The sequence below is a fragment of the Streptomyces sp. NPDC001220 genome (assembly GCF_053597895.1).
The window spans coordinates 132,835-154,219 of the sequence record NZ_JBSFJE010000021.1; the positions used below are offsets into that span (position 1 = coordinate 132,835).

Genomic DNA, 21,385 nt, shown 5'->3' on the forward strand with positions numbered 1-21,385 from the left:
GCACGGTTCCTCGGGCGCGCCGCCGCCGCCGCTTCCCCTGGCGGCGGCGCGCCATGCCCTCCACCTACGCCACACACCCGGAAGCGCGGGAAATCGTGTTCGACTTTCTTCAAGGCTACGACGTCCTAGGGGCGTTCTGGACGACGGTGAAACTGACCGTCTTCTCCGCCGTGGGCTCCCTGGTCTGGGGCACCCTGCTGGCCGCGATGCGGGTCAGCCCGGTCCCGCTGATGCGCGGGTTCGGCACGGCCTACGTCAACATCGTCCGGAACATCCCCCTGACGGTCATCATCATCTTCACCTCGCTCGGTCTCGCCGACATCTTCGGCGTCACCCTGGGCGCCCACGACTTCAAGGTCCAGGGCTTCCGGCTGGCCGTGCTCGGCCTCAGCGCCTACACCGCGGCCTTCGTCTGCGAGGCGATCCGCTCCGGCATCAACACCGTGCCCGTCGGACAGGCCGAGGCGGCCCGCGCGATCGGGCTGAACTTCTCGCAGACCCTGCGGCTGATCGTGCTGCCGCAGGCCTTCCGCGCGGTGATCAACCCGCTGGCCAACGTCCTGATCGCCCTGACCAAGAACACCACCGTGGCCGCCGCGATCAGCGTCGTCGAGGCCGCCGCCCTGATGAAGACGATGATCGAGAACGAGGCCCAGACGGTGCCCATCGGCGCGGTCTTCGCCTTCGGCTTCGTGGTCCTGACCCTCCCGACCGGCCTGTTCCTCGGCTGGCTCGCCAAGCGCCTGGCGGTGAAGCGATGAGCTCGGTTCTGTACGACGCCCCCGGGCCCCGCGCCAAGCGGCGCAATGTCCTCCTCTCGATCGTCTTCGTCCTGCTGCTCGCCCTCCTGCTGTGGTGGGTGTGGCAGAAGATGGACGACAAGGGCCAGTTGAAGTGGGCCCTGTGGCAGCCGTTCACCACCTCCGAGGCGTGGACCACGTATCTGCTGCCGGGCCTCGGCAACACCCTCAAGGCCGCGGCCCTCGCCATGGTCATCGCCCTGCCCCTGGGCGCGGTCTTCGGCATAGCCCGGATGTCCGACCACGCGTGGATACGCATCCCGGCCGGCGCCGTCGTGGAGTTCTTCCGCGCCATCCCGGTCCTGCTGCTGATGCTGTTCGCCATGGAGTTCTACGTCCGCTCCACCGACGTCGGCAGCGACGAACGGCCGCTGTACGCGGTCGTCACCGGCCTGGTGCTCTACAACGCCTCGGTGCTCGCCGAGGTCGCGAGGGCCGGTGTCCTGGCCCTGCCGAAGGGGCAGACGGAGGCGGCGTACGCGGTCGGTCTGCGCAAGGGACAGACCATGACCGGCATCCTGCTGCCGCAGGCGGTCACCGTGATGCTGCCGGCCATCGTCAGCCAGCTGGTGGTGATCGTGAAGGACACCGCGCTGGGCGGTGTGATGCTCCAGTTCACCGATCTGCTCAACGCCCGCGGCACGCTGGCCGCCAACTACGCCAACGTCATCCCCAGCTTCATCGTCGTGGCGATCATCTTCATCCTGCTGAACCTGGTCCTCACCACGTTCGCCTCCTGGCTGGAGCGCCGGCTGCGGCGCAGCAAGCGCGGCACGGGCGCGGTCCTGGGGGCCGAGGAGGTCAACGACCTGAACGTGGCCGAGGTCGGCGGCGGGTTCGCCACGGGAGCTTCCGCCTGACACGGAGTCAACCCGGGCGACGCCCACGGAGGCAGCGGTCGTATGATCGCTGCCTCCGCCGTTTTCCGGGCCGTCGGCGGGCCCGCGCGCCCGCCATGCTGACGTGTCCCCGGGTGCGCCGCTTGACCGGGTGGCGCCCAGTCTGTTGCATACGTTCTGTGATCGTGCACCCTGCTCAACCAACCTGTTCATCCGTGTCCGTCGGGACTTGCGTACGGGCAGGGGGCGCCGCGCCGTGGACCCGGTGATCATTGTCGGAGCGGGGCCCGTCGGGCTTACGCTCGCGCTGGCGCTGGCCCGTCAGGAGGTGCCGTCCGTCGTCCTGGACGAGGGCCCGGGCAAGGACGAACCACGCCCGGCGCGCACGGCGGTGCTGCGCGAGGACACCGCCGCCCTGCTGACACGGCTGTCCGGCGCCCCGCTGGACGAGCTGGGCACCCGCTGGACCGGCTGGCGCTCGATGCGCCGCAAGCAGGTGATGCGCGAGGTCGTCTTCGACGAGACCGGTGAACCGTCCCCGCTGCACATCGCCCAGCACACGCTCACCAACGCCCTGCGCGCCGCGATCGCCGACCAGCCGCTGGTCAGGGTCGCCACGGAGAGCCGGCTGGACGCCGTGGAGCAGGAGCGCTCCGGTGTCACCGCGCACACCCGTGGCCCCAAGGGCACCTGGTGGCGCGGCAGTTACCTGGTGGGCTGCGACGGCCCCCGCTCGACCGTGCGCAAGCTCCTGGACATCCGCTTCCCGGGCCGTACGGCGGTGGAACGGCACGCGGTCGCCGCGCTGCGCACGGAACTTCCGTGGCCCGGTCAGGCGTTGCTTCATCGGACCCCGCCGTGGCGGATGTCCGGGCCCTCGGCCGGGGAGGTGACCGCCCGCCCCCTCCCGGACGGCGCCTGGCGCCTGGACTGGCTGCTGCCGCCCGGCAAGGACCTGGTCACCCCCGAGCTCCTGGTGAACCGGATCCGCGAGACCCTCGCGGGCTGGACGGACGGCACCACACCGCCGTACGACCTGCTCGACACCGGTGTGCACACCGTCCACCACCGCCTCGCCCGGCGGTGGCGGGTGGGCCGGGTGTTCGTCGCCGGGGACGCGGCGCACCTTCTCGGCGCGTTCGGCACGCACGGGCTGGAGGAGGGCCTGCGGGACGTGGACAATCTCGCCTGGAAGCTGGCTCCGGCCTGGCACCACGGTCCGCACGAGGCGCTGCTTGACAGCTACCAGACCGAGCGGCGCGCGGTGGTCGCCGCCCGGCTGCGCGCCGCCGACCAGGTGCTGCCGGTGCTGCGCGGCGGTGGCGGGCTGCGCGGGATCGTGCCCGGCACGGCCCGGGGGCACGACGCGCTCCTCACCGACGGCCACCTGGGGCACGGCCCGCTCGGAGCGCCGGGGGCGTACGCCGACTCGCCGCTCGCGCCCCGGCACCTGGAGCACGAGATCCCGGTCGACACCCCGTTGGGGGCGCCGGTCACCGACGTCCGGGTCACCGCGGAGGACGGCACCTTCGTACAGCTGCGCTCACGGCTCGGCCGCGGCGCGCTGCTCGTCGTCCTCATCGCGCCCGGTACGGGGGTGTGGGACCGCAAGCACTGGGTCTCCGCCGGGATCATGCCCCGGCTGGCCGCGGCCGTGACCGCGCTGCCGCACCCCGCCGAGCTGCTGGTCGCCGAGGCCTACCCGGGCGCACCGGCGCATTCGGTGCTGCTCGTGCGCCCCGACGGCCATCTGGTCACCGCCCTCAACGGGGTCCGCCCGGCCGATCTGTACGCGGCCGCCGAGGCGACGCTGGGCGGCAAGAACCCCGAGACGACGGAGGCGGAGGCGGCGGAACAGGCCGGATCCGGCGCGCGGTGAGCGCGCGGTCCACATAGTGACAGTGAGTTGACCCGCCCGCACCGGCATGGTGTACTCCGCAACGTGAACGACACCACTGTGCGCCTGTGGCGGAAGGTCCATGTTGACCTGGTCCGCTATGCGGGCTGCGTGTGTCTTCCGTCCTGCTGAATTCGCTTTTTCTCCTTCCTTCTCCGGGGCGCCGTCTGCGCCCCCTTCGGCGAATCTTCATCAGGAACGGTGCACGTGTCTGCCTCTCTCTCCACCCCGTCCTCCCCTGTTTCCCCGTCCGCCTCCGCGTCCGGCGTCGCGCCCACCCAGGCGGACCTCCTCGACTTCGTCCGGCGTACGGCCGCCGACACTCAGCTGATCTCCTCGCTCCCGCTCGACCCGGAGGGACGCACCTGGGTACGGCTCGACGGCCCCGGCGGCAGCGAGGCCTGGCTGATCGGCTGGCCGCCCGGCTCCGGCACCGGCTGGCACGACCACGCCGAGTCGGTCGGCGCCTTCCTCACCGCCACCGGTGAGCTGAAGGAGTACTCGCTCGCCACCCGGCTGCCCACCGACGGCTGGAAGACCCTGGAGCTCTCCGAGGACGTCGACCGCGAGCGCCGGCTGCCCGCCGGAAAGGGCCGCTCCTTCGGCCGCGACCACGTCCACGAGGTGCTCAACGAGTCCACCGAGCACCATGCGGTCTCCGTCCACGCCTACTACCCGCCGCTGCCGCGGATCCGCCGCTACAGCCGCAGCGGACCGGTGCTGCGCCTGGAGCAGGTCGAGCGCCCGGAGGACTGGCAGTGAGCGGCTCCGGACAGCACCCCGTGGGCATCGACGAGTTGCTGGAGCGGGTCCGGGCCGACTACCGGCGCGTGGCGGCGCACGAGGCGTACGAGGCGGCGCAGGCCGGAGACGCCCTGCTGGTCGACATCCGGTACGCGGCGCTGCGCGAGCGGGACGGGGTGATCCCGGGCGCCCTCGTCATAGAACGCAACGAGCTGGAGTGGCGCCTGGACCCCCAGGGCAGCCACAAGACCCCCGAGGCCACCGGCCACGACCTCCGGATAGTCGTGATCTGCAACGAGGGCTACGCCTCCAGCCTGGCCGCCGCCTCCCTGCACCAGCTGGGCCTGCACCGCGCGACAGACCTGGTCGGCGGCTTCCAGGCCTGGAAGTCAGCGGGACTGCCGGTCAGCCCTGACAACGGCGCCGACCTCTAGCCGGCCAGCCTGAGCAGCGCGAACTCCCGGACACGTGCGGCCACCGACATGGCGAGCGTGGTGACGACGGCGATGGCGGTGAAGGCCAGGACCAGCCCCATGGCCAGGTAGTCGACCTCGGCGTTGTCCTGTTGCCGGTCGGCCTGGAGAGAGTCGGCGGCGGCCGGCGAAAGAATCCGCAGCCCCGGGAACTCACGGAGCGTAGTCGCGAGTTGTGTTACCCGGCCTTGCGGGCGTGGACGGTCCTGAGGGCGTAACGCAGCATCATGGCGTACACGGTTGTTCACCCACGGGTCCCCGGGCACTGCGTGGTCCGGTGTCTTGGGAGGGGGATAACCCCACCCCGCCTCCAGGCCGTGAGTCCTCAGACCTGCCTGCCGCCCGTCAGGCCCGTCTGCTCGTCAGGCCCGTCTGCCCGTCAGAAGTCCCCGCCCTCGAGGAAGTCCGTGTCCTCGCCCTCTTCCTCCAGGGCTCGCCGGACGACCCTGAGGGCCATGCCCTCGGGGTATCCCTTGCGGGCGAGCATGCCGGCGAGGCGGCGAAGGCGTTTGTCCCGGTCGAGGCCCCGGGTGGAGCGGAGTTTCCGGGCGACGAGTTCGCGGGCCGTCTCCTCCTCCTGCTCGGAGTCGAGCTGGGCGAGGGCCTCGTCGATGAGGGTCGGTTCGACGCCCTTGGTCCGCAGTTCCCGGGCGAGCGCGCGGCGGGCCAGCCCCCGGCCGTGGTGCCGGGACTCCACCCACGCGTCCGCGAACGCGCTGTCGTTGATCAGCCCGACCTCCTCGAACCGCGACAGCACCTCCTCGGCGACATCGTCCGGGATCTCCCGCTTGCGCAGGGCGTCCGCGAGCTGTTTCCGGGTGCGCGGGGTCCCGGTGAGCAGACGCAGACAGATCGCCCGCGCCCGCTCAGCCGGGTCCGCCGGAGACTCCCCCTGCTCGGCCCTCGACAAGGAGGAGGAACCCCCGTCCTCACCTGACGGCCCCCCGGAGCCACGCCGGCGGCGCGTCCCGGGCCGCCGCGAGCCACGGCCGGGTGATCCGTGTCCGCGGGGCCCGTCCGGGCCTTCGTGCGTGCCGTTCCCGTACGCGCTGTACGAGTCGGGCGGGCCGTCGTCCTCGTACGAGCCGTCACGCCCGTATGAGCCATCGCTCCCCCGTGTCGCGCCCCCGTCCCGGCGCCGACCTGCCACCGGGTGTCCCTCGCTGTCGCCCCCGTATCCGTCGCCGCCCGTGCCGTGGGCCCCGGAACCGTCCCCGGTGCCCTCCCCCCGGGGGGCACCGGGGGACGTGTACTCGTGGTCGGCCCAGTCGGTTCGTCGTGTCACGGTGTCAGCTCTTGGCGGTGGCGGCCTTGGGCTTGGTGACCTTGGCGGCGGCCGGGGCGGGCACCGTCTTCGCGGCGTCGGCCGGGGCCGCGGTGGTGACCGCCGCGTCCGTGCCGGGCTCCGCGGCGGGCTCCTGCGGGCGGACGCCGACGCCCAGCTTCTCCTTGATCTTCTTCTCGATCTCGTTGGCCAGGTCGGGGTTGTCCTTGAGGAAGTTGCGCGCGTTCTCCTTGCCCTGGCCGAGCTGGTCGCCCTCGTACGTGTACCAGGCGCCGGCCTTGCGGACGAAGCCGTTCTCCACGCCCATGTCGATCAGACCGCCCTCGCGGCTGATGCCCTGGCCGTAGAGGATGTCGAACTCGGCCTGCTTGAAGGGCGGCGCGACCTTGTTCTTGACGACCTTGACGCGGGTGCGGTTGCCGACCGCGTCCGTGCCGTCCTTCAGGGTCTCGATGCGGCGGATGTCGAGTCGCACCGAGGCGTAGAACTTCAGCGCCCGGCCACCGGTCGTGGTCTCCGGGGAGCCGAACATCACGCCGATCTTCTCGCGGAGCTGGTTGATGAAGATCGCGGTGGTCTTGGACTGGTTGAGCGCGCTGGTGATCTTCCGCAGCGCCTGGCTCATCAGCCGGGCCTGGAGGCCGACGTGGCTGTCGCCCATCTCGCCCTCGATCTCCGCGCGCGGGACGAGCGCGGCGACGGAGTCGATGACGATGAGGTCGAGGGCGCCGGAGCGGACCAGCATGTCCACGATCTCCAGGGCCTGCTCGCCGTTGTCGGGCTGGGAGAGGATCAGGTTGTCGATGTCGACGCCGAGCTTCTGCGCGTACTCGGGGTCGAGGGCGTGCTCCGCGTCCACGAACGCGACCTGGCCGCCGGCCTTCTGCGCGTTGGCCACGGCGTGCAGGGTCAGGGTCGTCTTACCGGAGGACTCCGGTCCGTAGATCTCCACGACCCGGCCGCGCGGCAGGCCGCCGACACCGAGGGCGACGTCGAGCGCGGTCGACCCGGTCGAGATGACCTCGATGGGCTCCTTCGTCCGGTCGCCCATGCGCATGACCGCGCCCTTGCCGAACTGCCGTTCAATCTGTGCGAGTGCGGCTTCGAGAGCCTTCTCGCGGTCGGTACCTGCCATGGGTTCCACCCGGTTTGCTTGAGTCGATCGCTTCACGTCAAAGACGCTAACGCCTGCCACTGACAATGCGCCCCGACGCCTGTCCGGCCTGTGGACAACTCGGGGACCTATCCGCCCAAACCGTGTCGAACCGCCACTGGATTCCCCGTCGGGAACCTCGCCGGAGCCTCCATAAGAATGGATGTTCGATTTTCGTGTCAAGCGCACCACGCGGTACTCCCGCCACTTCCCCGCAGGGTGCTCACCCACCGCTCACCCACGGACTCCGGGCAGTGCGTAGGACAGCGACGGGCGCGCGCGACGCGGGTCGGGGCGCGCGGGGCGGGGACGGGCGACGCCCGGGAACCGGGCGTACGCGGCACGCGGACGGGAGCGTGCGGCGCGCCAGGGGCGGCAGCCGGAAGCGGAACCGCGGCACGGCGATCCACACCACCCGGCGAGGCGTTCACCCGATCGTGAGTTTCCGCATGACCGCTCCCGCCGTGCCGCGATCCTCAAAGAGGCGGCCGGTAGGCGGCGCCCCTGTGTGCCGTGGGTGGGAGAGCGCATGACACGTGAGACGGGACGACGCGGCCTGGACGAGCAGGCCGTACTGCTGGCGGCGGGGCTGGCCGATCTGGCGGTGAGCACGCTGGGCACCGCCGTCGGCACGGTGCGGGGGCTGCTGCGCCGCTCGGACGCCGGCGCACTGGCCGCGGAGGCCGAGCACGACCTCACCGCGCGCGGACGCCTGGTCCTGGACCGGTACGCGACCGTGCCCCCGGCACATCTGGAGACCCTCGCCCGCCACGCCCTCGCCCGGCGGACCGCCGGCCATGACTGACCGGTGGGATCCGACCGCCTTCAAGGTCCGCGTCGACGAGGTACTGCACCGGTTCGTCGCCCAGGAGGCCGACCTGTTCGCGGCGATCGATCCGCTCCTGGGCCCGGTGGCCGAACAGCTGGAGGCGGCGGTCGCGGACGGCAAACGACTGCGGGCGGCGTTCTGCTACTGGGGCTGGCGTGCGGTGGGGCAGCCGGACAGCGACGCGCTGGTGCGGGCGGCGGCCTCCATGGAGCTGGTGCACGCCGCCGCCGTCGTGCACGACGACCTCATCGACGACAGCCCGCTGCGGCACGGGCGCCCCACGGCACATGTCGCCCTGCGTGCCGCCGTACCGGCTCGCCCGTGTGGCGACGGCACCGCGCGGTCGCTGGCGATGCTCGTGGGCGATCTGCTGATGTCGCTGGCCGGGCAGCTGTTCGCGACCTGCGGTCTGCCCGCCGCCTATCTCGCCCGGGGCCGCCCCCTGTGGTCGCTGCTGGCCCGGGAGCTGATCGCGGGCGAGTGCCTGGAGATCCTGCGCACCGGCACCGGTCCGGACACGACGGCCTCGCTGAAGGTGATCCGCTACAAGACCGCCAAGTACACCGTCGAGCAGCCCCTGCTGATCGGCGGCGCCCTGGCCGGGGCCGGCGAGCGGCTGCGGGCGGGGTACTCCGCGTACGGGCTGCCGCTGGGCGAGGCGTTCCAGCTCCGCGACGACCTGCTCGGCCTGTTCGGGGAACCGGAGCACACCGGCAAGGCCAACGCCGACGACGTGCGCGGCCACCGGCCCACCGCGCTGCTCGCGGAGACCTGGCGGCTCGCCCGTGACGACGACCGGGAGCGGCTCGGCGCGTTGCTCGGCAAGCGTGATCTGGGTGCGGAGGGCCTGGACGCGGTCCGCGAGGTGATGTGCCGGCTCGGGGCACCCGACCGGATCGAGCACATGATCGGCGCGCGGGTCGTGGAAGCGCTGGACGCCCTTCACTCACTGGACGTGCCGGCCCCCGCCGCCGGCGCCCTGACCGCGCTGGCCCACTCGGCGGCCGTCCGCCTGTCCTGACACCCACCCGGTGGCACGGCCGAGGCCCATGAAGTCACCCCACGAAGACACCTGACGAGACACCCCGCGTAGACACGCACGAAGAGACCCACGAAGAGACCCGCGAAGACAAGGAGCCCTGCGTGACCCACACCGAGGCATCGTCGGACGCCCTGCGGTACGCCGGTGACGAACTGGCCGACGCCACGGTCGCCGCACTCTTCGAGCGCGGGGAGGTGGGCACGTTCAACACCCTGATGCGTTATGTGTCCACCGCCGGCGCTCCCCTGCCCGACGGGCTGCCCGACGTCGCGCGGGAGTACCTGGAGGCCACCCGGGTACCGCCGTCGTGGGTGGACTGGGGCGAGATGGAGAAGGCCCGGCTGTTCTTCATCGACAACAACGTCCACATCGCGACCGCGCTCTCCTTCGCCTCCATGCCCGCCTGTTACGTCGTCCCGCGCGTGGCGAAGCTGCTGTCGGCCACGCACGGGCTCAGCTATCCCTCCAAGCGCATGGCGGAGACCGGCCAGTTCACCGTCTACCTGATGCAGCCCGACGCCTTCGAGGCCGGCGGCCGCTTCGTCCCGGCCGCCCAGAAGGTGCGCCTGCTGCACGCCTCGATCCGGCACCACCTCAAGCGCGAGAACCGCTGGGACACCGAGGCGCTGGGGACGCCGATCTGCCAGGAGGACATGATCGGCGGGCAGATGTTCTTCTCGCTGCTGGTCCTCGACAGCCTGCACCGGCTGGGCATCCACCTGTCCACGGAGGGCGCCGAGGCGTACTACTACGCGTGGCGGGTGGTGGGCGCCATGCTCGGCGTCGACCAGGAGGCCGTTCCCAAGACCCTCGACGAGGCCCGCCGCTTCCTCGACCTGTACATGATCCGGTACATGGGCCCCTCCGAAGAGGGCGCCCACCTGACCCGGCAGCTCATCGAGCTCTACGAGGAGGTCGTCCCCGGCACCTTCTTCGACCCGATCGTCCCGGCCCTCGTCCGCCACCTTGTCGGCGACACCTGCGCGGACTGGCTGGAGGTGCCGCGCACCCCGTGGGACACCGTCGTCAAGGCCGTACCGCACCTCCTGGGCGTCCTGGAGACCATCGAGGACCGCTCCCCGCTGGGTGCCTGGGCCCTGGACCGCCTCGGCCATCTCACCACCGTCTTCGAACTGTCCTCCCTCACCCGTGGCCGCGTCATGCACTACGCCATCCCCGAACACCTCAGGAAGGACTACGGCGTCCCGGGCGCGGTGCCCCGCACCCGGCGGTGGACCCCGCCGGCCGCCACGGTCTCCTGACCGTCCGTACGCCTACTCCCCACGGTGTACGGCCGGTGTCTTCGGCCGGACGACGACCGCGCGGCCGCCCCCCGGGAGGGTGGTCGCATGCCCTCACCCCTGGAAAGTCCGACCTCTCCGGAGGCTCCGCCCCGAAATCCACCGGCGAGCCGCCTGCGCGGGATACGCCCCGCCGAGCGCCTCTGTCATGCGACCGGGGTGTTCCTCGTCGTCTCCGGCCTGGTGCATCTGGTGGTGTTCGCGGTCGACGGCGGCCCCTGGTACGGCCCCGTCTCCTGGCGCAAGCCGGTCACCTTCGGGCTGTCCTTCGGGCTGACGCTGATCGCGGTCACCTGGGTCACCTCGTACCTGCGGGTCGGGGAGCGACTGCGGACCGTACTGCTCCTGGTGTTCGCCGCCGACTGTGTGGTGGAGGTCGGCGGGATCACCCTGCAGGCGTGGCGCCGGGTGCCCTCGCACCTCGACATGGAGACGCCGTTCGACACGGCGGTGTCGATGACGCTCGCGGTGGGCGGCGGGGTCCTGGTGGTGCTGCTCACCGTCTTCGCCGTGGTGTCGTTCCGGCGGCGGCCGACCGGTCCCGTGGGCATGGCGCTCGCCGTGCGCTCCGGGTTCACGGTCCTGCTCGTGGCGCTGGCGTCGGGGGCCGCGATGATCGCGCGCGGGGTGGTGCTCGTCCGGACCGGGCACCAGGAGGCGGCGTACGACTCGACGGCCCCGCTCAAGCCGCTGCACGGGGTCAGTCTGCACGCGGTGCTGGTGCTGCCCGCACTGGCCTGGCTGCTGTCCCGCACCTCCTGGAGCGAAGAGGTCCGGTGGCGGATCGTGGCCACGGCGGTGGGCTGCTACGCGGCCGCCGTGGCCGCCGCCGGGGTGTGGGCGGTGGTGACCTACTGATCGCGACAGCCGTCACCGATCCGGCGACCGCTACCGATCACGACGGCCTTCCCGGAACCAGCAACCACTACCGATCACGACGGCCCTCCCGGAACCGGCGACCGCTACCGACCCCGGTGCCCGTCACCGGTCGCGGCGGCCCTCCCGGAACCGGCGACCACTACCGACCCCGGTGCCCGTCACCGATCACGACGGCCCTCAGGCCCGGCCCTCGCCGGAGTCCTCGGCCGGCCGCTGCCATATCGTGCGCCGCGCGCGCGTGAGCAGCCCGGGGCCGCCCGCGCCACGCCGGCGGTGGCCGTGCACCCGCGGGTCGTCCGTGACGTCGTACCGCTTCACATAGGCGCCCAGGAACGCCTGGAGGGTGGCGACCGCCGGAATGGCGATCAGCGCGCCGACCGCGCCGAGCAGCGCGGTGCCCGCGATGACCGAGCCGAAGGCGACCGCCGGGTGGATGTCGACGGACTTGGAGGTCAGCTTGGGCTGGAGCATGTAGTTCTCGAACTGCTGGTAGATCACGACGAACACCAGCACCCACACCGCGTACAGAGGGTTGACGGTGAACGCGATCAGCATCGGCAGCGCGCCCGCGAGATAGGTGCCGATGGTGGGGATGAACTGCGAGACCAGGCCCACCCAGACACCGAGCACGGGCGCGTACGGCACGCCCAGGGCCTCCAGAAGGATGTAGTGGGCGATGCCGGAGATCAGCGCCATCACACCGCGCGAGTACAGATAGCCGCCGGTCTTGTCCACGGCGATCTCCCAGGCCCGCAGCACCTCGGCCTGGCGGGCGGGCGGCAGGACGGAGCACAGGGTGCGGCGCAGCCGGGGACCGTCGGCGGCGAAGTAGAAGGCGAACAGGGTGATCGTCAGCAGCTGGAAGAGGCCGCCGAGCACCTGCCCGGAGACGTCGAGCACACCGGCCGCGCTGTTCTGCGCGTACTTGCGCAGCCAGTCGGAGTGCAGCAGCCCCTCCTGGACGTCGACCCGCTTCACGTCGGTGTGGAAGGTGTGGTTGACCCAGTTGATGACCGAGTCCAGGTAGTCAGGGAAGTCTTCGACGATCTTGATGATCTGGCCGGCCAGCATCGAGCCGAGCAGCGTGACGAACCCCGCCACGGCAATGGCCAGGCCCAGGAAGACCAGGAAGGTCGCGAACCCGCGGCGCATGCCACGGGAGGCCATCCAGCTCACCGCGGGCTCGATGGCGAGCGCCAGGAAGAACGCGATGAGGATGTTGATCAGCAGACCGGTGAGCTGGTGGAAGGCCCAGCTGCCCAGCTGGAAGGCGGCGACGAGGGCGAGCGCCAGCACCATGGCGCGCGGCAGCCAGCGCGGCATGCGGGCAGCACGCGGCGCGGCGCCGGTGGCCGGGGGTCCGGCGGGCGGTGTCGTGTCGACCGGGGATGCGTGCTGGGCGGTCCGCCCGTCGTCGTCAGTGGGTGCCACGGTGCAAGTCTCGCCGACGCCACTGACAACCTGCGGCCGGTGTCCGATCTTTGTGCACGTTCAGCGCTTCTCCCCGGGAACGTTCATGACCGTGCAGACCACACGCCACACTTCCTTGGCCTCCCAGCCGGCGTCCAGCGCCTCGTGCACCGTGAGTCCGCCGAGCTCCGTCATCACATGATCGCGTGCGAAGGTGTCGGCGTATCCGGAACCGAAGTGTTCCGCCATCCGCTGCCAGAAGACCGTCAACCGCATGACACCAGTATCCCGCCCCTGAGAGTGGGCCCTGCCCGGGACCGCCTGCCGAGACCGCTTTCCGTCCTACGGTCTGACGCATGGCCGAAACCGGAGCTTCCCCACTCCCCCCTACGCCCCCGGCGCACTCCCCGCTCTTCCGCGCCGAACAGTTCATGTGGCTCACCGCGCGCGTGCTGGAGCAGCGCCTCTTCGCGTACCACTTCCTGAACGGCAGCCCCGATCCCGTGGAGACGGCGCTGGACGCCTACCGCAACGAGGACGGCGGGTACGGCCATGCGCTGGAACCCGACCTGCGCGGTCCGGTGAGCCAGCCGCTGCACACCGGGCACGCGCTGGCCGTCCTGGACGCCATCGGGCGCTGCGGCGGGCAGCGGGTGGAGCGGGTGTGCCGCTATCTGACGTCCGTCTCCACCGCGGACGGGGCGCTGCCGGCGATCCATCCGAGCCAGCGCGGCTATCCGGCCGCCCCGTTCATCCCGATCACCGACGATCCGCCCAGCGAGCTGCTCGCCACCGGGCCTGTGGTGGGTCTGCTGCACCGCAACGAGGTGTGGCACGCCTGGCTGTTCCGGGCCACCGACTTCTGCTGGGAGGCCGTGGAGTCGCTGGACAAGTCGCATCCCTACGAGGTGGAGGCCGCCGTCGCCTTCCTGGACGCGGTACCCGACCGCGCCCGGGCGGAGGCGGCCGCCGACCGGCTGGGCCGCCTGGTGCGCGAGCACCGGCTGGCCGCGCTGGATCCGGAGCGCCTGGACGCGTACCCGGTGGCGCCCGGCTACGCCCCGGGCGAGCACCACTTCCCGCACGACTTCGCGAAGTCCCCGCACTCGCTCGCGCGCGCGTGGTTCACCGACGAGGAGATGGCCCGCTCGCTGGACCACCTCGCCGCCCAGCAGCAGGAGGACGGCGGCTGGCCGATCGGCTGGCTCCAGTGGGCGCCGACCACCGCCCTGGAGGCCCGCCCGAGGGTGACGATCGAGGCGCTGCGCACGCTCAGGGCGTACGGCCACTTCGTGGGGTGACCCGTCTCTCAGCCGCTCCCCTCCCGGCCCCGGCCCCGCTCAGCCCGCGATGGCCCGCACCCCCGCGGTCACCAGCACGGCCGCGCCGACGACGACCAGGAAGGGCGCGCGCAGCACCAGTGCAACGGCGGCCGCCCCGAGCCCCGCGGCCCGGGCGTCCAGCACGAGCGTGTGCCCCTCGGCGAACGTCTGCTGGGCCGTGAGGGCGGCGAGCAGGGCCACCGGCAGCAGGGCGGCCAGCCGTCGCACCACCGGCCGCTCCAGGACGCCCGCGGGCACCAGCAGGCCGGCGAGCTTGACGGCGTAGCAGCCGAGGACGGTCGCGGCGATCGCGATCCAGGTGTTCATCGGGTCTCCTCGGAAGCGTCGTCGCGGGTACGACCGGACCGGCGCCCGGAGACGTACAGGACGGCCGGTGCCGCCAGCGCGGCCGCCAGGACCGGCACCCCGGCGGGCAGCACGGGCAGCAGGCCGAGCCCCAGCAGCACCGCGAGAGCGGCGACCGCGCGGTCGGTCGTGGTCTTCAGCATGGGGGCGAGCAGTGCCAGGAAGACGGCGGGTCCGGCCGCGTCCAGGCCCCAGGCGCCGGTGTCGCCGACGGCCTTGGCACCGAGTGCGCCGAGCAGGGTGGTGAGGTTCCACAGCACGTACAGGCTGAGTCCGGTGACGGTGAAGCCGAGCCGCGCGGCGCGCCGTGTCGGCTGGGCGAGCGTCACCGCGGTGGTCTCGTCGATCACCCACTGGGCGGCCAGCGGCCGTAGCGCGCGCGGGAGGGCCAGCACCTGCGACAGACGCAGCCCGTAGAACGCGTTGCGCACCCCCAGGAAGAAGGCGCCGGCCGCCGCGGTGAGCGGGTTGCCGCCGGCCGCGAGCGCTCCGACCAGGGCGAACTGGGAGGCGCCGGTGAACACCAGGAGGCTGAGTGCGCAGGTCTGGAGCAGGCCGAGCCCGCTGCCGGCCGAGGTCACCCCGAAGGCGAACCCGGAGAGTCCCACGGCGACGCCGACCCCGAGGGCGTCCCGGACTACGGCCGAGTCCGGTTTCGGCTCGCCTTCGTCACGTATGTCTGCGAGTGCTGTCTGCTGTGCCACGCCCAGGACGCTACGTACCGCCGCCCCGCGCGTCTTGTACGTTCTTGCGCCCGCTCGAGCGCGCACCACGCGAACCCCGCCCACGCGAGTCCGGTCCGGGACCCCGCCCGCCCAGGTCCGCTCCGGAACCCCGCCCACGCGAGTCTGCCCCGGAACCCCGCCCACGCAAGTCCGCCCCGGAACCCCGCCCGCCCGGGCCCGCCCCGGAACCCCGCCCGCCCGGGTCCGCCCCGGAACCCCGCCCACGCGAATCCGCCCCGGATCCGCGCTCACGCTGGTAGGCGCCCGGTGGGACGCCGACGATCCGGGCGAAGTGCCGGTTGAGGTGTGGCTGGTCGGTGAAGCCGACGGCGACGGCCGCCTCGGCGGGTGCCGTGCCCGCGTCCAGCAGCAGCCGGGCGCGGCGCACCCGGGCGTCGGTCAGCCAGGTGTGCGGGGGCATGCCGTAGGCGTCGCGGAACGCCCGCAGCAGCGCGAAGGGACCGGTGCCGAGGTCGGTGGCGAGCCGCTCCAGGGTCGGCGGCTCGGCCATCCGCTCCTCCAGCACGGCACGCGCGCGTGCGGCGAGCAGGGCGCCGGCGGTGCGGACCTGCCGCTGCGGCAGCGGACCGCCGTTGGACCGCAGCAGCCGGGTCACCGCCACCCGCAGCAGCGTGTCGGCGGCGAGCGCGTTGCCCTCGTCGGCGGCGCGCAGCACCCGGTGCACCAGGGCGACGGAGTACGGGTCGTCGAGCATCGGGCTGACGAAGCCGGGGGTGCCCCGGATCGCGGTGGTCTCCGCGGCGATCGCCGCCACCAGTTCCGGGGACGGGTAGACCGCCCCGTACCGCCAGCCCTCGGGGACCCCGGCCCGGCCGGTGTGCGCGGTGTCGGGGTTGACGAGCGCGAGCGCCCCGGCGCCGACGGTCACGTCGGAACCCCGGTGCCGGAAGACCTCGACCCCGTCCGCGATCCCGGCGATCACGAAGTGCTCGTGGGTGTGCCGGACAAACGTCTTCCGGACGTACCGGGCACGCAGCAGATCGACGTCGGGCAGCGCCTCGTACCGCCAGTGCCGCGCCCGCTCGTCCGATCCCGTCATACGCCCATTGTCGACCGCGCCGCCCCACCCGACCGCCCGCACCCCGCACCCCCGGTTCCCGCTTCGCGCCGGGCCGCCTGGCCCGGGTGCCCACCCCGCACTCCTCTTCCCGGTACCCCCACCTCCCGCATGTCCGAAGGTCAGACCCGGTTGTCAGTGGCCGGGTGCAGGATGGACGCATGGCGAAATCCGCAGACCGGGCCCTCGACGGCTTCTCCCCCGCGACCCGCGGCTGGTTCACGGGGGCGTTTTCCGCGCCCACCGCGGCCCAGGCGGGCGCGTGGCAGGCCATCGGGGCGGGCTCGGACGTGCTGGTGGTCGCCCCGACCGGCTCCGGCAAGACGCTGGCCGCCTTCCTCGCCGCCCTGGACCAGCTGGCCTCGGCCCCGCCCCCGGCCGACCCGAGGAAGCGCTGCCGGGTGCTGTACGTGTCTCCGCTCAAGGCCCTCGCGGTCGACGTCGAGCGGAACCTGCGCAGTCCGCTGACCGGCATCCGCCAGGAGTCCGTGCGCCTCGGCCTGCCCGAGCCGGAGGTCAGGGTCGGTATCCGCTCCGGTGACACCCCGCCCGCCGAGCGCCGCGCCCTGTCCACCCGCCCGCCGGACATCCTGATCACCACCCCGGAGTCCCTGTTCCTGATGCTGACGTCGGCCACGCGCGACGCGCTGACCGGCATCGAGACGGTGATCCTGGACGAGGTGCACGCGGTCGCAGGCACCAAGCGCGGCGCCCATCTCGCGCTCTCCCTGGAGCGGCTGGACGAGCTGCTGCCGAAGCCGGCCCGCCGCATCGGCCTGTCGGCCACCGTCCGCCCGGTCGACGAGGTGGCCCGTTATCTCTCGCCGCACCGCAAGGTGGAGATCGTCCAGCCCCGGTCCGGCAAGGAGTTCGACCTCTCCGTGGTCGTACCCGTGGAGGACATGGGCGAACTGGGCGGCTCCCCGGCCACCGACGCCAAGGAGGGCGGGGACCGGCCGTCGATCTGGCCGCATGTGGAGGAGCGGATCGCCGACCTGGTGCAGGCCCACCGCTCGACCATCGTCTTCGCCAACTCGCGCCGGCTGGCGGAGCGGCTGTGCAACCGGCTCAACGAGATCGCCTACGAGCGCATGACCGGCGAGCCGCTGGACGAGCACCACTCCCCCGCCGAGCTGATGGGGGGCTCGGGCGCGGCCCAGGGCGCCCCGCCGGTCCTCGCCCGCGCGCACCACGGCTCGGTCTCCAAGGAGCAGCGGGCCCTGGTCGAGGAGGACCTGAAGGCCGGCCGGCTGCCCGCCGTGGTGGCCACCTCCAGCCTTGAACTGGGCATCGACATGGGTGCGGTGGACCTGGTCGTCCAGGTCGAGTCGCCGCCCTCGGTGGCCTCCGGCCTGCAGCGCGTCGGCCGCGCGGGACACCAGGTCGGCGCGGTCTCCACCGGTGTGGTCTTCCCCAAGTACCGGGGCGACCTGGTGCAGGCGGCCGTGGTCACCGAGCGGATGCGCACCGGTTCCATCGAGTCCCTGAGGGTGCCGGCCAACCCCCTCGACGTGCTGGCACAGCAGCTGGTCGCGATGACCGCGCTGGACACCTGGCAGTTCGACGACCTGCTCGCCATGGTCCGCCGGGCGGCTCCGTTCGCCTCGCTCCCGGAGTCGGCGTTCACCGCGGTCCTGGACATGCTCGCGGGCCGCTATCCGTCCGACGCCTTCGCGGAGTTGCGCCCGCGCGTGGTCTGGGACCGGGTCGCGGGCACGGTCACCGGCCGCCCCGGCGCCCAGCGGCTCGCCGTCACCTCCGGCGGCACCATTCCCGACCGCGGCCTCTTCGGGGTCTTCCTGGCCGGAGCCGACCCCAAGAAGGGCGGCGGCCGGGTCGGCGAGCTGGACGAGGAGATGGTGTACGAGTCCCGGGTGGGTGATGTCTTCACCCTGGGCACCAGTTCGTGGCGCATCGAGGACATCACGCGGGACCGCGTCCTGGTCTCCCCGGCCCCCGGGGTGCCGGGCCGGCTGCCCTTCTGGAAGGGCGACCAGCTGGGCCGCCCGCTGGAACTGGGCCGCGCGGTGGGCGCGTTCCTGCGCGAGGTCGGCTCGCTCTCCAAGGACGACGCCCGGCTGCGTCTGCTCGCGGCGGGCCTGGACGCCTGGGCGGCGGACAACGTGCTGTCGTACCTGGACGAACAGCGCGAGGCCTGCGGCCATGTCCCCGACGACCGGACGATCGTCGTGGAGCGCTTCCGCGACGAACTGGGCGACTGGCGGGTCGTCGTCCACTCCCCCTTCGGCGCCCAGGTGCACGCCCCGTGGGCACTGGCCCTCGGTGCCCGGCTGTCCGAGCGGTACGGCATGGACGCGCAGGTCATGCACGCCGACGACGGCATCGTGCTGCGGCTGCCCGACGCCGATCTGATGGGCCTGGACCTGCTCGACCGGGCCCCCACGAAGTCGGGCACGGAATACGACGCCGAGCAGGCGCCCGTCGGCGCGGCGGACGTCGCCTTCGACAAGGGCGAGGTCAACCAGATCGTCACCGACCAGGTGGGCGGCTCGGCCCTGTTCGCCTCCCGGTTCCGCGAGTGCGCGGCCCGCGCGCTGTTGCTGCCCCGCCGCAGCCCGGGCAAGCGCACCCCGCTGTGGCAGCAGCGCCAGCGTGCCGCCCAACTGCTCCAGGTGGCCAGCGAGTTCGGGTCCTTCCCGATCGTCCTGGAGGCGGTCCGCGAGTGCCTCCAGGACGTCTTCGACGTCCCCGGGCTCGTCGAGCTGATGGGCGACCTCGAATCCCGCAAGGTGCGCCTGGTCGAGGTCACCACCCCGGAGCCGTCCCCGTTCGCCCGCTCCCTCCTCTTCGGATACGTCGCCCAGTTCCTGTACGAGGGTGACTCCCCGCTCGCCGAGCGCCGCGCGGCCGCGCTCTCCCTGGACTCCCGGCTGCTGGCCGAGCTGCTGGGCCAGGCGGAGCTGCGCGAGCTGCTCGACGCGGACGTGCTGACGGAGCTGGAGCGCGAGCTCCAGTGGCTGACCGAGGACCGCCGGATCAAGGACCCGGAAGGCGTCGCCGACGTGCTGCGGCTGCTCGGGCCGCTCACGGACGCCGAGTTGGCCGAGCGGGGGGCCGAGCCGCACTGGGCCAGGGAGCTGGCGGGTGCCCGCCGGGCGATCAGGGTCCGGATCTCCGGCACCGACCACTGGGCGGCGATCGAGGACGCGGGCCGGCTGCGCGACGCCCTCGGCACCGCCCTGCCGGTCGGTGTCCCCGAGGCGTTCACCGAACCGGTGAAGGACCCGCTCGGTGACCTCCTCGCCCGGTACGCCCGTACGCACGGCCCGTTCACGTCGGCCACGGCGGCGGCCCGGTTCGGGCTCGGGGTGGCGGTGACGGAGGGCGCGTTGCAGCGGCTGGCCGCGGGCGGCCGGGTGGTGCAGGGCGAGTTCCATCCGGCAGGCATCGGCCAGGAGTGGTGCGACGCGGCCGTGCTGCGCAGGCTGCGCCGCCGCTCCCTGGCCGCGCTCCGGCACGAACTGGAGCCGGTGGCACCGGCCGCGCTCGCACAGTTCCTGCCGCAGTGGCAGCACATCGGCAAGGGGCACGGGCTGCGCGGCATCGACGGACTGGTGCGCGCCGTCGAGCAGTTGCAGGGCGCCTCGGTACCGGCATCGGCCCTGGAGAAGCTGGTCCTGCCGTCCCGGGTGGCCGGCTACACGCCCTCGATGCTCGACGAGCTCACCGCCGCCGGAGAGATCGTGTGGGCCGGCGCGGGCGCGTTGCCGGGCAAGGACGGCTGGGTCTGCCTGTATCTGGCGGACGCGGCCCCACTGCTCCTGCCACCGCCGCACCCCCTGGAGCTGACGGCTCTCCACCAGTCCGTCCTGGACACTCTCTCCGGCGGCTACGGCCTGTTCTTCCGTCAGATCGCCGACCAGGTCCGCGCCACCACCCACCCCGACGCCACCGACCCGCAACTGGCCGACGCCGTCTGGGACCTGGCCTGGTACGGCCGGCTCACCAACGACACGCTGGCCCCGATGCGCTCCCTGCTGGGCTCGGGCCGTACCGCGGGCGCCACGGCCCACCGCGCCAAGCGTGCCGTCCCACGTGGCCGCTACGGCTCCCTGACGGCCGCCGCCCGCACCGCCTCCCGTACCGGCCCGCCGACCGTCGCCGGCCGCTGGTCCCTGCTCCCGCAGCGCGAGCCGGACACCACCGTGCGCGCCCATGCCCTGGCCCGCACCCTGCTCGACCGGCACGGCGTGGTCACCCGGGGAGCGGTCGCGGCGGAGGGGGTCGAGGGCGGCTTCTCGGCGGTGTACCGCATCCTGTCGGCGTTCGAGGAGAGCGGGCAGGCCCGCCGGGGTTACGTCGTCGAGGGGCTCGGCGCGGCACAGTTCGCGATGGACGGCGCGGTGGACCGGCTGCGCGCGGTGTCCAACGCCCGCGAGCGCGGTGAGGCGCCCCTGGGCACCGCCGTCGGAAACCACGCCCTGTCCACTCCCACGGACTTCGGGGACGGCGGCCCGGTCCCTCCCGCCGGCTTCGGGGACGGCGGCCCCGCCACCCCCGCCGGCTTCGGCATCGAGACCCCCCTCGGCCCCATCGACGAGGCCGACTTCCAGGGCCTGGACGACGACTTCAGCTGGCCCCCCGAGCCCCCCACCGCCCCCGGGGGCTACGTCTCCCCGAAGGACCTCGCCCCCGCCGACCCCTTCGCCGCCCCCGGCTACGGCGGCCCCCGCGGCGGCAGCCCCGCGAACCCCTACGGCTACGGCAACCGCCACACCCGTACGCCCGCCGCCCCCGACCCCAGAGCCGTGGTCCTCGCCGCCGCCGACCCCGCCAACGCCTACGGCGCCGCCCTGGGCTGGCCCGAGCCGCCGACCGGCGCCGGGCACAAGCCGGGCCGCAAGGCGGGCTCACTGGTCGTCCTGGTGGACGGCGAGCTGACCCTCTACATGGAGCGCGGCGGCAAAACCCTGCTGGCCTGGCCCTCCGCCCCGGACACGGACGCCGGCGACGACCCCCGCCTGCGTACGGCTGCCGAGGCCCTCGCGGCCGCCGCCCGTGCCGGCACCCTCGGCACGGTGACGGTGGAGCGCGTCAACGGCGCCACGGCCCTGACCTCGCCGCTGGGCACCCTGCTGGAAGCAGCGGGCTTCATCGCCACCCCGCGCGGCCTGCGCCTACGGGCGTGAACCGGCCGGAACATGAACACCGCGTCCCCGGTGCGCCGCCTGCGCCCTCGCCGCTCCCGGTCCGCCCGCCACGCCCTCGTGTCACCCTTGAC

Annotated in this window: 19 protein-coding genes; 12 read left to right on the forward strand and 7 right to left on the reverse strand. The window is 72.9% G+C overall.

Annotation, left to right across the window (positions count from 1 at the left end; all coding sequences use genetic code 11):
- The first annotated feature begins 95 nt into the window (after window positions 1–95).
- From ACWDGI_RS38010 to ACWDGI_RS38035, 6 genes are all read left to right on the forward strand, one after another.
- Entirely contained in the window at window positions 96–761 is a 666-nt protein-coding gene (locus ACWDGI_RS38010; protein ID WP_362576560.1) for an amino acid ABC transporter permease, read from the forward strand.
- Window positions 758–1,660: an amino acid ABC transporter permease gene (locus ACWDGI_RS38015; protein ID WP_450767122.1), complete on the forward strand. Its 903-nt coding sequence runs from the start codon at window positions 758–760 to the stop codon at window positions 1,658–1,660. Before ACWDGI_RS38010 ends, ACWDGI_RS38015 begins: the two co-directional genes overlap by 4 nt.
- Before the next feature lie 235 nt (window positions 1,661–1,895).
- Complete coding sequence (locus ACWDGI_RS38020) at window positions 1,896–3,518, forward strand: FAD-dependent monooxygenase (RefSeq protein ID WP_450767124.1); 1,623 nt, start codon at window positions 1,896–1,898, stop codon at window positions 3,516–3,518.
- Window positions 3,519–3,596: 78 nt separating this feature from the next.
- Window positions 3,597–3,668, forward strand: coding sequence for a putative leader peptide (locus ACWDGI_RS38025; RefSeq protein ID WP_311737274.1), 72 nt, complete (start codon window positions 3,597–3,599; stop codon window positions 3,666–3,668).
- A 75-nt stretch (window positions 3,669–3,743) separates the two neighbouring features.
- Entirely contained in the window at window positions 3,744–4,298 is a 555-nt protein-coding gene (locus tag ACWDGI_RS38030; protein WP_450767126.1) for a cysteine dioxygenase, read from the forward strand.
- Complete coding sequence (locus ACWDGI_RS38035) at window positions 4,295–4,714, forward strand: rhodanese-like domain-containing protein (RefSeq protein ID WP_450767128.1); 420 nt, start codon at window positions 4,295–4,297, stop codon at window positions 4,712–4,714. Before ACWDGI_RS38030 ends, ACWDGI_RS38035 begins: the two co-directional genes overlap by 4 nt.
- Before the next feature lie 418 nt (window positions 4,715–5,132).
- Here ACWDGI_RS38035 and recX read toward each other — a convergent pair whose 3' ends face one another.
- On the reverse strand, window positions 5,133–6,038 hold the full coding sequence (recX, locus tag ACWDGI_RS38040; protein WP_450767130.1) for a recombination regulator RecX: 906 nt from the start codon (window positions 6,036–6,038) through the stop codon (window positions 5,133–5,135).
- A 4-nt stretch (window positions 6,039–6,042) separates the two neighbouring features.
- On the reverse strand, window positions 6,043–7,173 hold the full coding sequence (recA, locus tag ACWDGI_RS38045; RefSeq protein ID WP_450767132.1) for a recombinase RecA: 1,131 nt from the start codon (window positions 7,171–7,173) through the stop codon (window positions 6,043–6,045).
- A gap of 547 nt (window positions 7,174–7,720) precedes the next feature.
- Between recA and ACWDGI_RS38050 the strand changes: the two genes are divergently transcribed.
- The 4 genes from ACWDGI_RS38050 (at window position 7,721) to ACWDGI_RS38065 (ending at window position 11,221) form a co-directional block, all read left to right on the forward strand.
- A complete protein-coding gene (locus ACWDGI_RS38050) occupies window positions 7,721–7,996 on the forward strand; it encodes a polyprenyl synthetase (RefSeq protein ID WP_450767134.1) in 276 nt (91 codons plus the stop codon).
- Window positions 7,989–9,041 (forward strand): polyprenyl synthetase family protein, encoded by a 1,053-nt coding sequence (locus ACWDGI_RS38055; RefSeq protein ID WP_450767136.1) that lies wholly within the window; start codon window positions 7,989–7,991, stop codon window positions 9,039–9,041. Before ACWDGI_RS38050 ends, ACWDGI_RS38055 begins: the two co-directional genes overlap by 8 nt.
- A 122-nt stretch (window positions 9,042–9,163) precedes the next feature.
- Window positions 9,164–10,324, forward strand: a complete 1,161-nt coding sequence (locus tag ACWDGI_RS38060; RefSeq protein WP_450767138.1) for an oxygenase MpaB family protein — start codon at window positions 9,164–9,166, stop codon at window positions 10,322–10,324.
- 87 nt (window positions 10,325–10,411) lie between these two features.
- Window positions 10,412–11,221, forward strand: coding sequence for a hypothetical protein (locus ACWDGI_RS38065; RefSeq protein ID WP_450767140.1), 810 nt, complete (start codon window positions 10,412–10,414; stop codon window positions 11,219–11,221).
- Between the two features lie 198 nt (window positions 11,222–11,419).
- Here the strand turns inward: ACWDGI_RS38065 and ACWDGI_RS38070 are convergent, their stop codons facing one another.
- Both ACWDGI_RS38070 and ACWDGI_RS38075 read right to left on the reverse strand, forming a co-directional pair.
- Entirely contained in the window at window positions 11,420–12,673 is a 1,254-nt protein-coding gene (locus ACWDGI_RS38070) for an AI-2E family transporter (RefSeq protein WP_450767142.1), read from the reverse strand.
- 60 nt (window positions 12,674–12,733) lie between these two features.
- Window positions 12,734–12,928, reverse strand: a complete 195-nt coding sequence (locus ACWDGI_RS38075; RefSeq protein WP_362576501.1) for a DUF3046 domain-containing protein — start codon at window positions 12,926–12,928, stop codon at window positions 12,734–12,736.
- Between the two features lie 80 nt (window positions 12,929–13,008).
- Between ACWDGI_RS38075 and ACWDGI_RS38080 the strand changes: the two genes are divergently transcribed.
- Window positions 13,009–13,953 (forward strand): hypothetical protein, encoded by a 945-nt coding sequence (locus ACWDGI_RS38080; protein ID WP_450767144.1) that lies wholly within the window; start codon window positions 13,009–13,011, stop codon window positions 13,951–13,953.
- Between the two features lie 39 nt (window positions 13,954–13,992).
- On the opposite strand, the gene ACWDGI_RS38085 is transcribed toward ACWDGI_RS38080, so the two are convergent.
- From ACWDGI_RS38085 to ACWDGI_RS38095, 3 genes are read right to left on the reverse strand one after another with little or no spacing between them, the layout of a single operon-like run.
- Window positions 13,993–14,301 carry an AzlD domain-containing protein gene (locus tag ACWDGI_RS38085; protein WP_450767145.1) on the reverse strand — a complete coding sequence of 103 codons (309 nt, stop codon included), beginning with the start codon at window positions 14,299–14,301 and terminating at the stop codon, window positions 13,993–13,995.
- Window positions 14,298–15,044, reverse strand: coding sequence for an AzlC family ABC transporter permease (locus tag ACWDGI_RS38090; RefSeq protein WP_450767147.1), 747 nt, complete (start codon window positions 15,042–15,044; stop codon window positions 14,298–14,300). Before ACWDGI_RS38090 ends, ACWDGI_RS38085 begins: the two co-directional genes overlap by 4 nt.
- 10 nt (window positions 15,045–15,054) lie before the next feature.
- On the reverse strand, window positions 15,055–16,125 hold the full coding sequence (locus ACWDGI_RS38095) for a helix-turn-helix domain-containing protein (RefSeq protein ID WP_450767149.1): 1,071 nt from the start codon (window positions 16,123–16,125) through the stop codon (window positions 15,055–15,057).
- 179 nt (window positions 16,126–16,304) lie between these two features.
- Here ACWDGI_RS38095 and ACWDGI_RS38100 point away from each other — a divergent pair, with 179 nt between their 5' ends.
- Window positions 16,305–21,293 carry an ATP-dependent helicase gene (locus tag ACWDGI_RS38100; protein WP_450767150.1) on the forward strand — a complete coding sequence of 1,663 codons (4,989 nt, stop codon included), beginning with the start codon at window positions 16,305–16,307 and terminating at the stop codon, window positions 21,291–21,293.
- Window positions 21,294–21,385: the final 92 nt, after the last annotated feature.

Bases quoted from the DNA above. Each gene is read 5' to 3' on its own strand.
- ACWDGI_RS38015 (WP_450767122.1), top strand. From the start codon at position 758: ATGAGCTCGGTTCTGTACGACGCCCCCGGGCCCCGCGCCAAGCGGCGC.
- recA (WP_450767132.1), bottom strand. From the start codon at position 7,173: ATGGCAGGTACCGACCGCGAGAAGGCTCTCGAAGCCGCACTCGCACAG.
- ACWDGI_RS38050 (WP_450767134.1), top strand. From the start codon at position 7,721: ATGACACGTGAGACGGGACGACGCGGCCTGGACGAGCAGGCCGTACTG.
- ACWDGI_RS38055 (WP_450767136.1), top strand. From the start codon at position 7,989: ATGACTGACCGGTGGGATCCGACCGCCTTCAAGGTCCGCGTCGACGAG.
- ACWDGI_RS38065 (WP_450767140.1), top strand. From the start codon at position 10,412: ATGCCCTCACCCCTGGAAAGTCCGACCTCTCCGGAGGCTCCGCCCCGA.
- ACWDGI_RS38075 (WP_362576501.1), bottom strand. From the start codon at position 12,928: ATGCGGTTGACGGTCTTCTGGCAGCGGATGGCGGAACACTTCGGTTCC.
- ACWDGI_RS38080 (WP_450767144.1), top strand. From the start codon at position 13,009: ATGGCCGAAACCGGAGCTTCCCCACTCCCCCCTACGCCCCCGGCGCAC.
- ACWDGI_RS38085 (WP_450767145.1), bottom strand. From the start codon at position 14,301: ATGAACACCTGGATCGCGATCGCCGCGACCGTCCTCGGCTGCTACGCC.
- ACWDGI_RS38095 (WP_450767149.1), bottom strand. From the start codon at position 16,125: ATGACGGGATCGGACGAGCGGGCGCGGCACTGGCGGTACGAGGCGCTG.
- ACWDGI_RS38100 (WP_450767150.1), top strand. From the start codon at position 16,305: ATGGCGAAATCCGCAGACCGGGCCCTCGACGGCTTCTCCCCCGCGACC.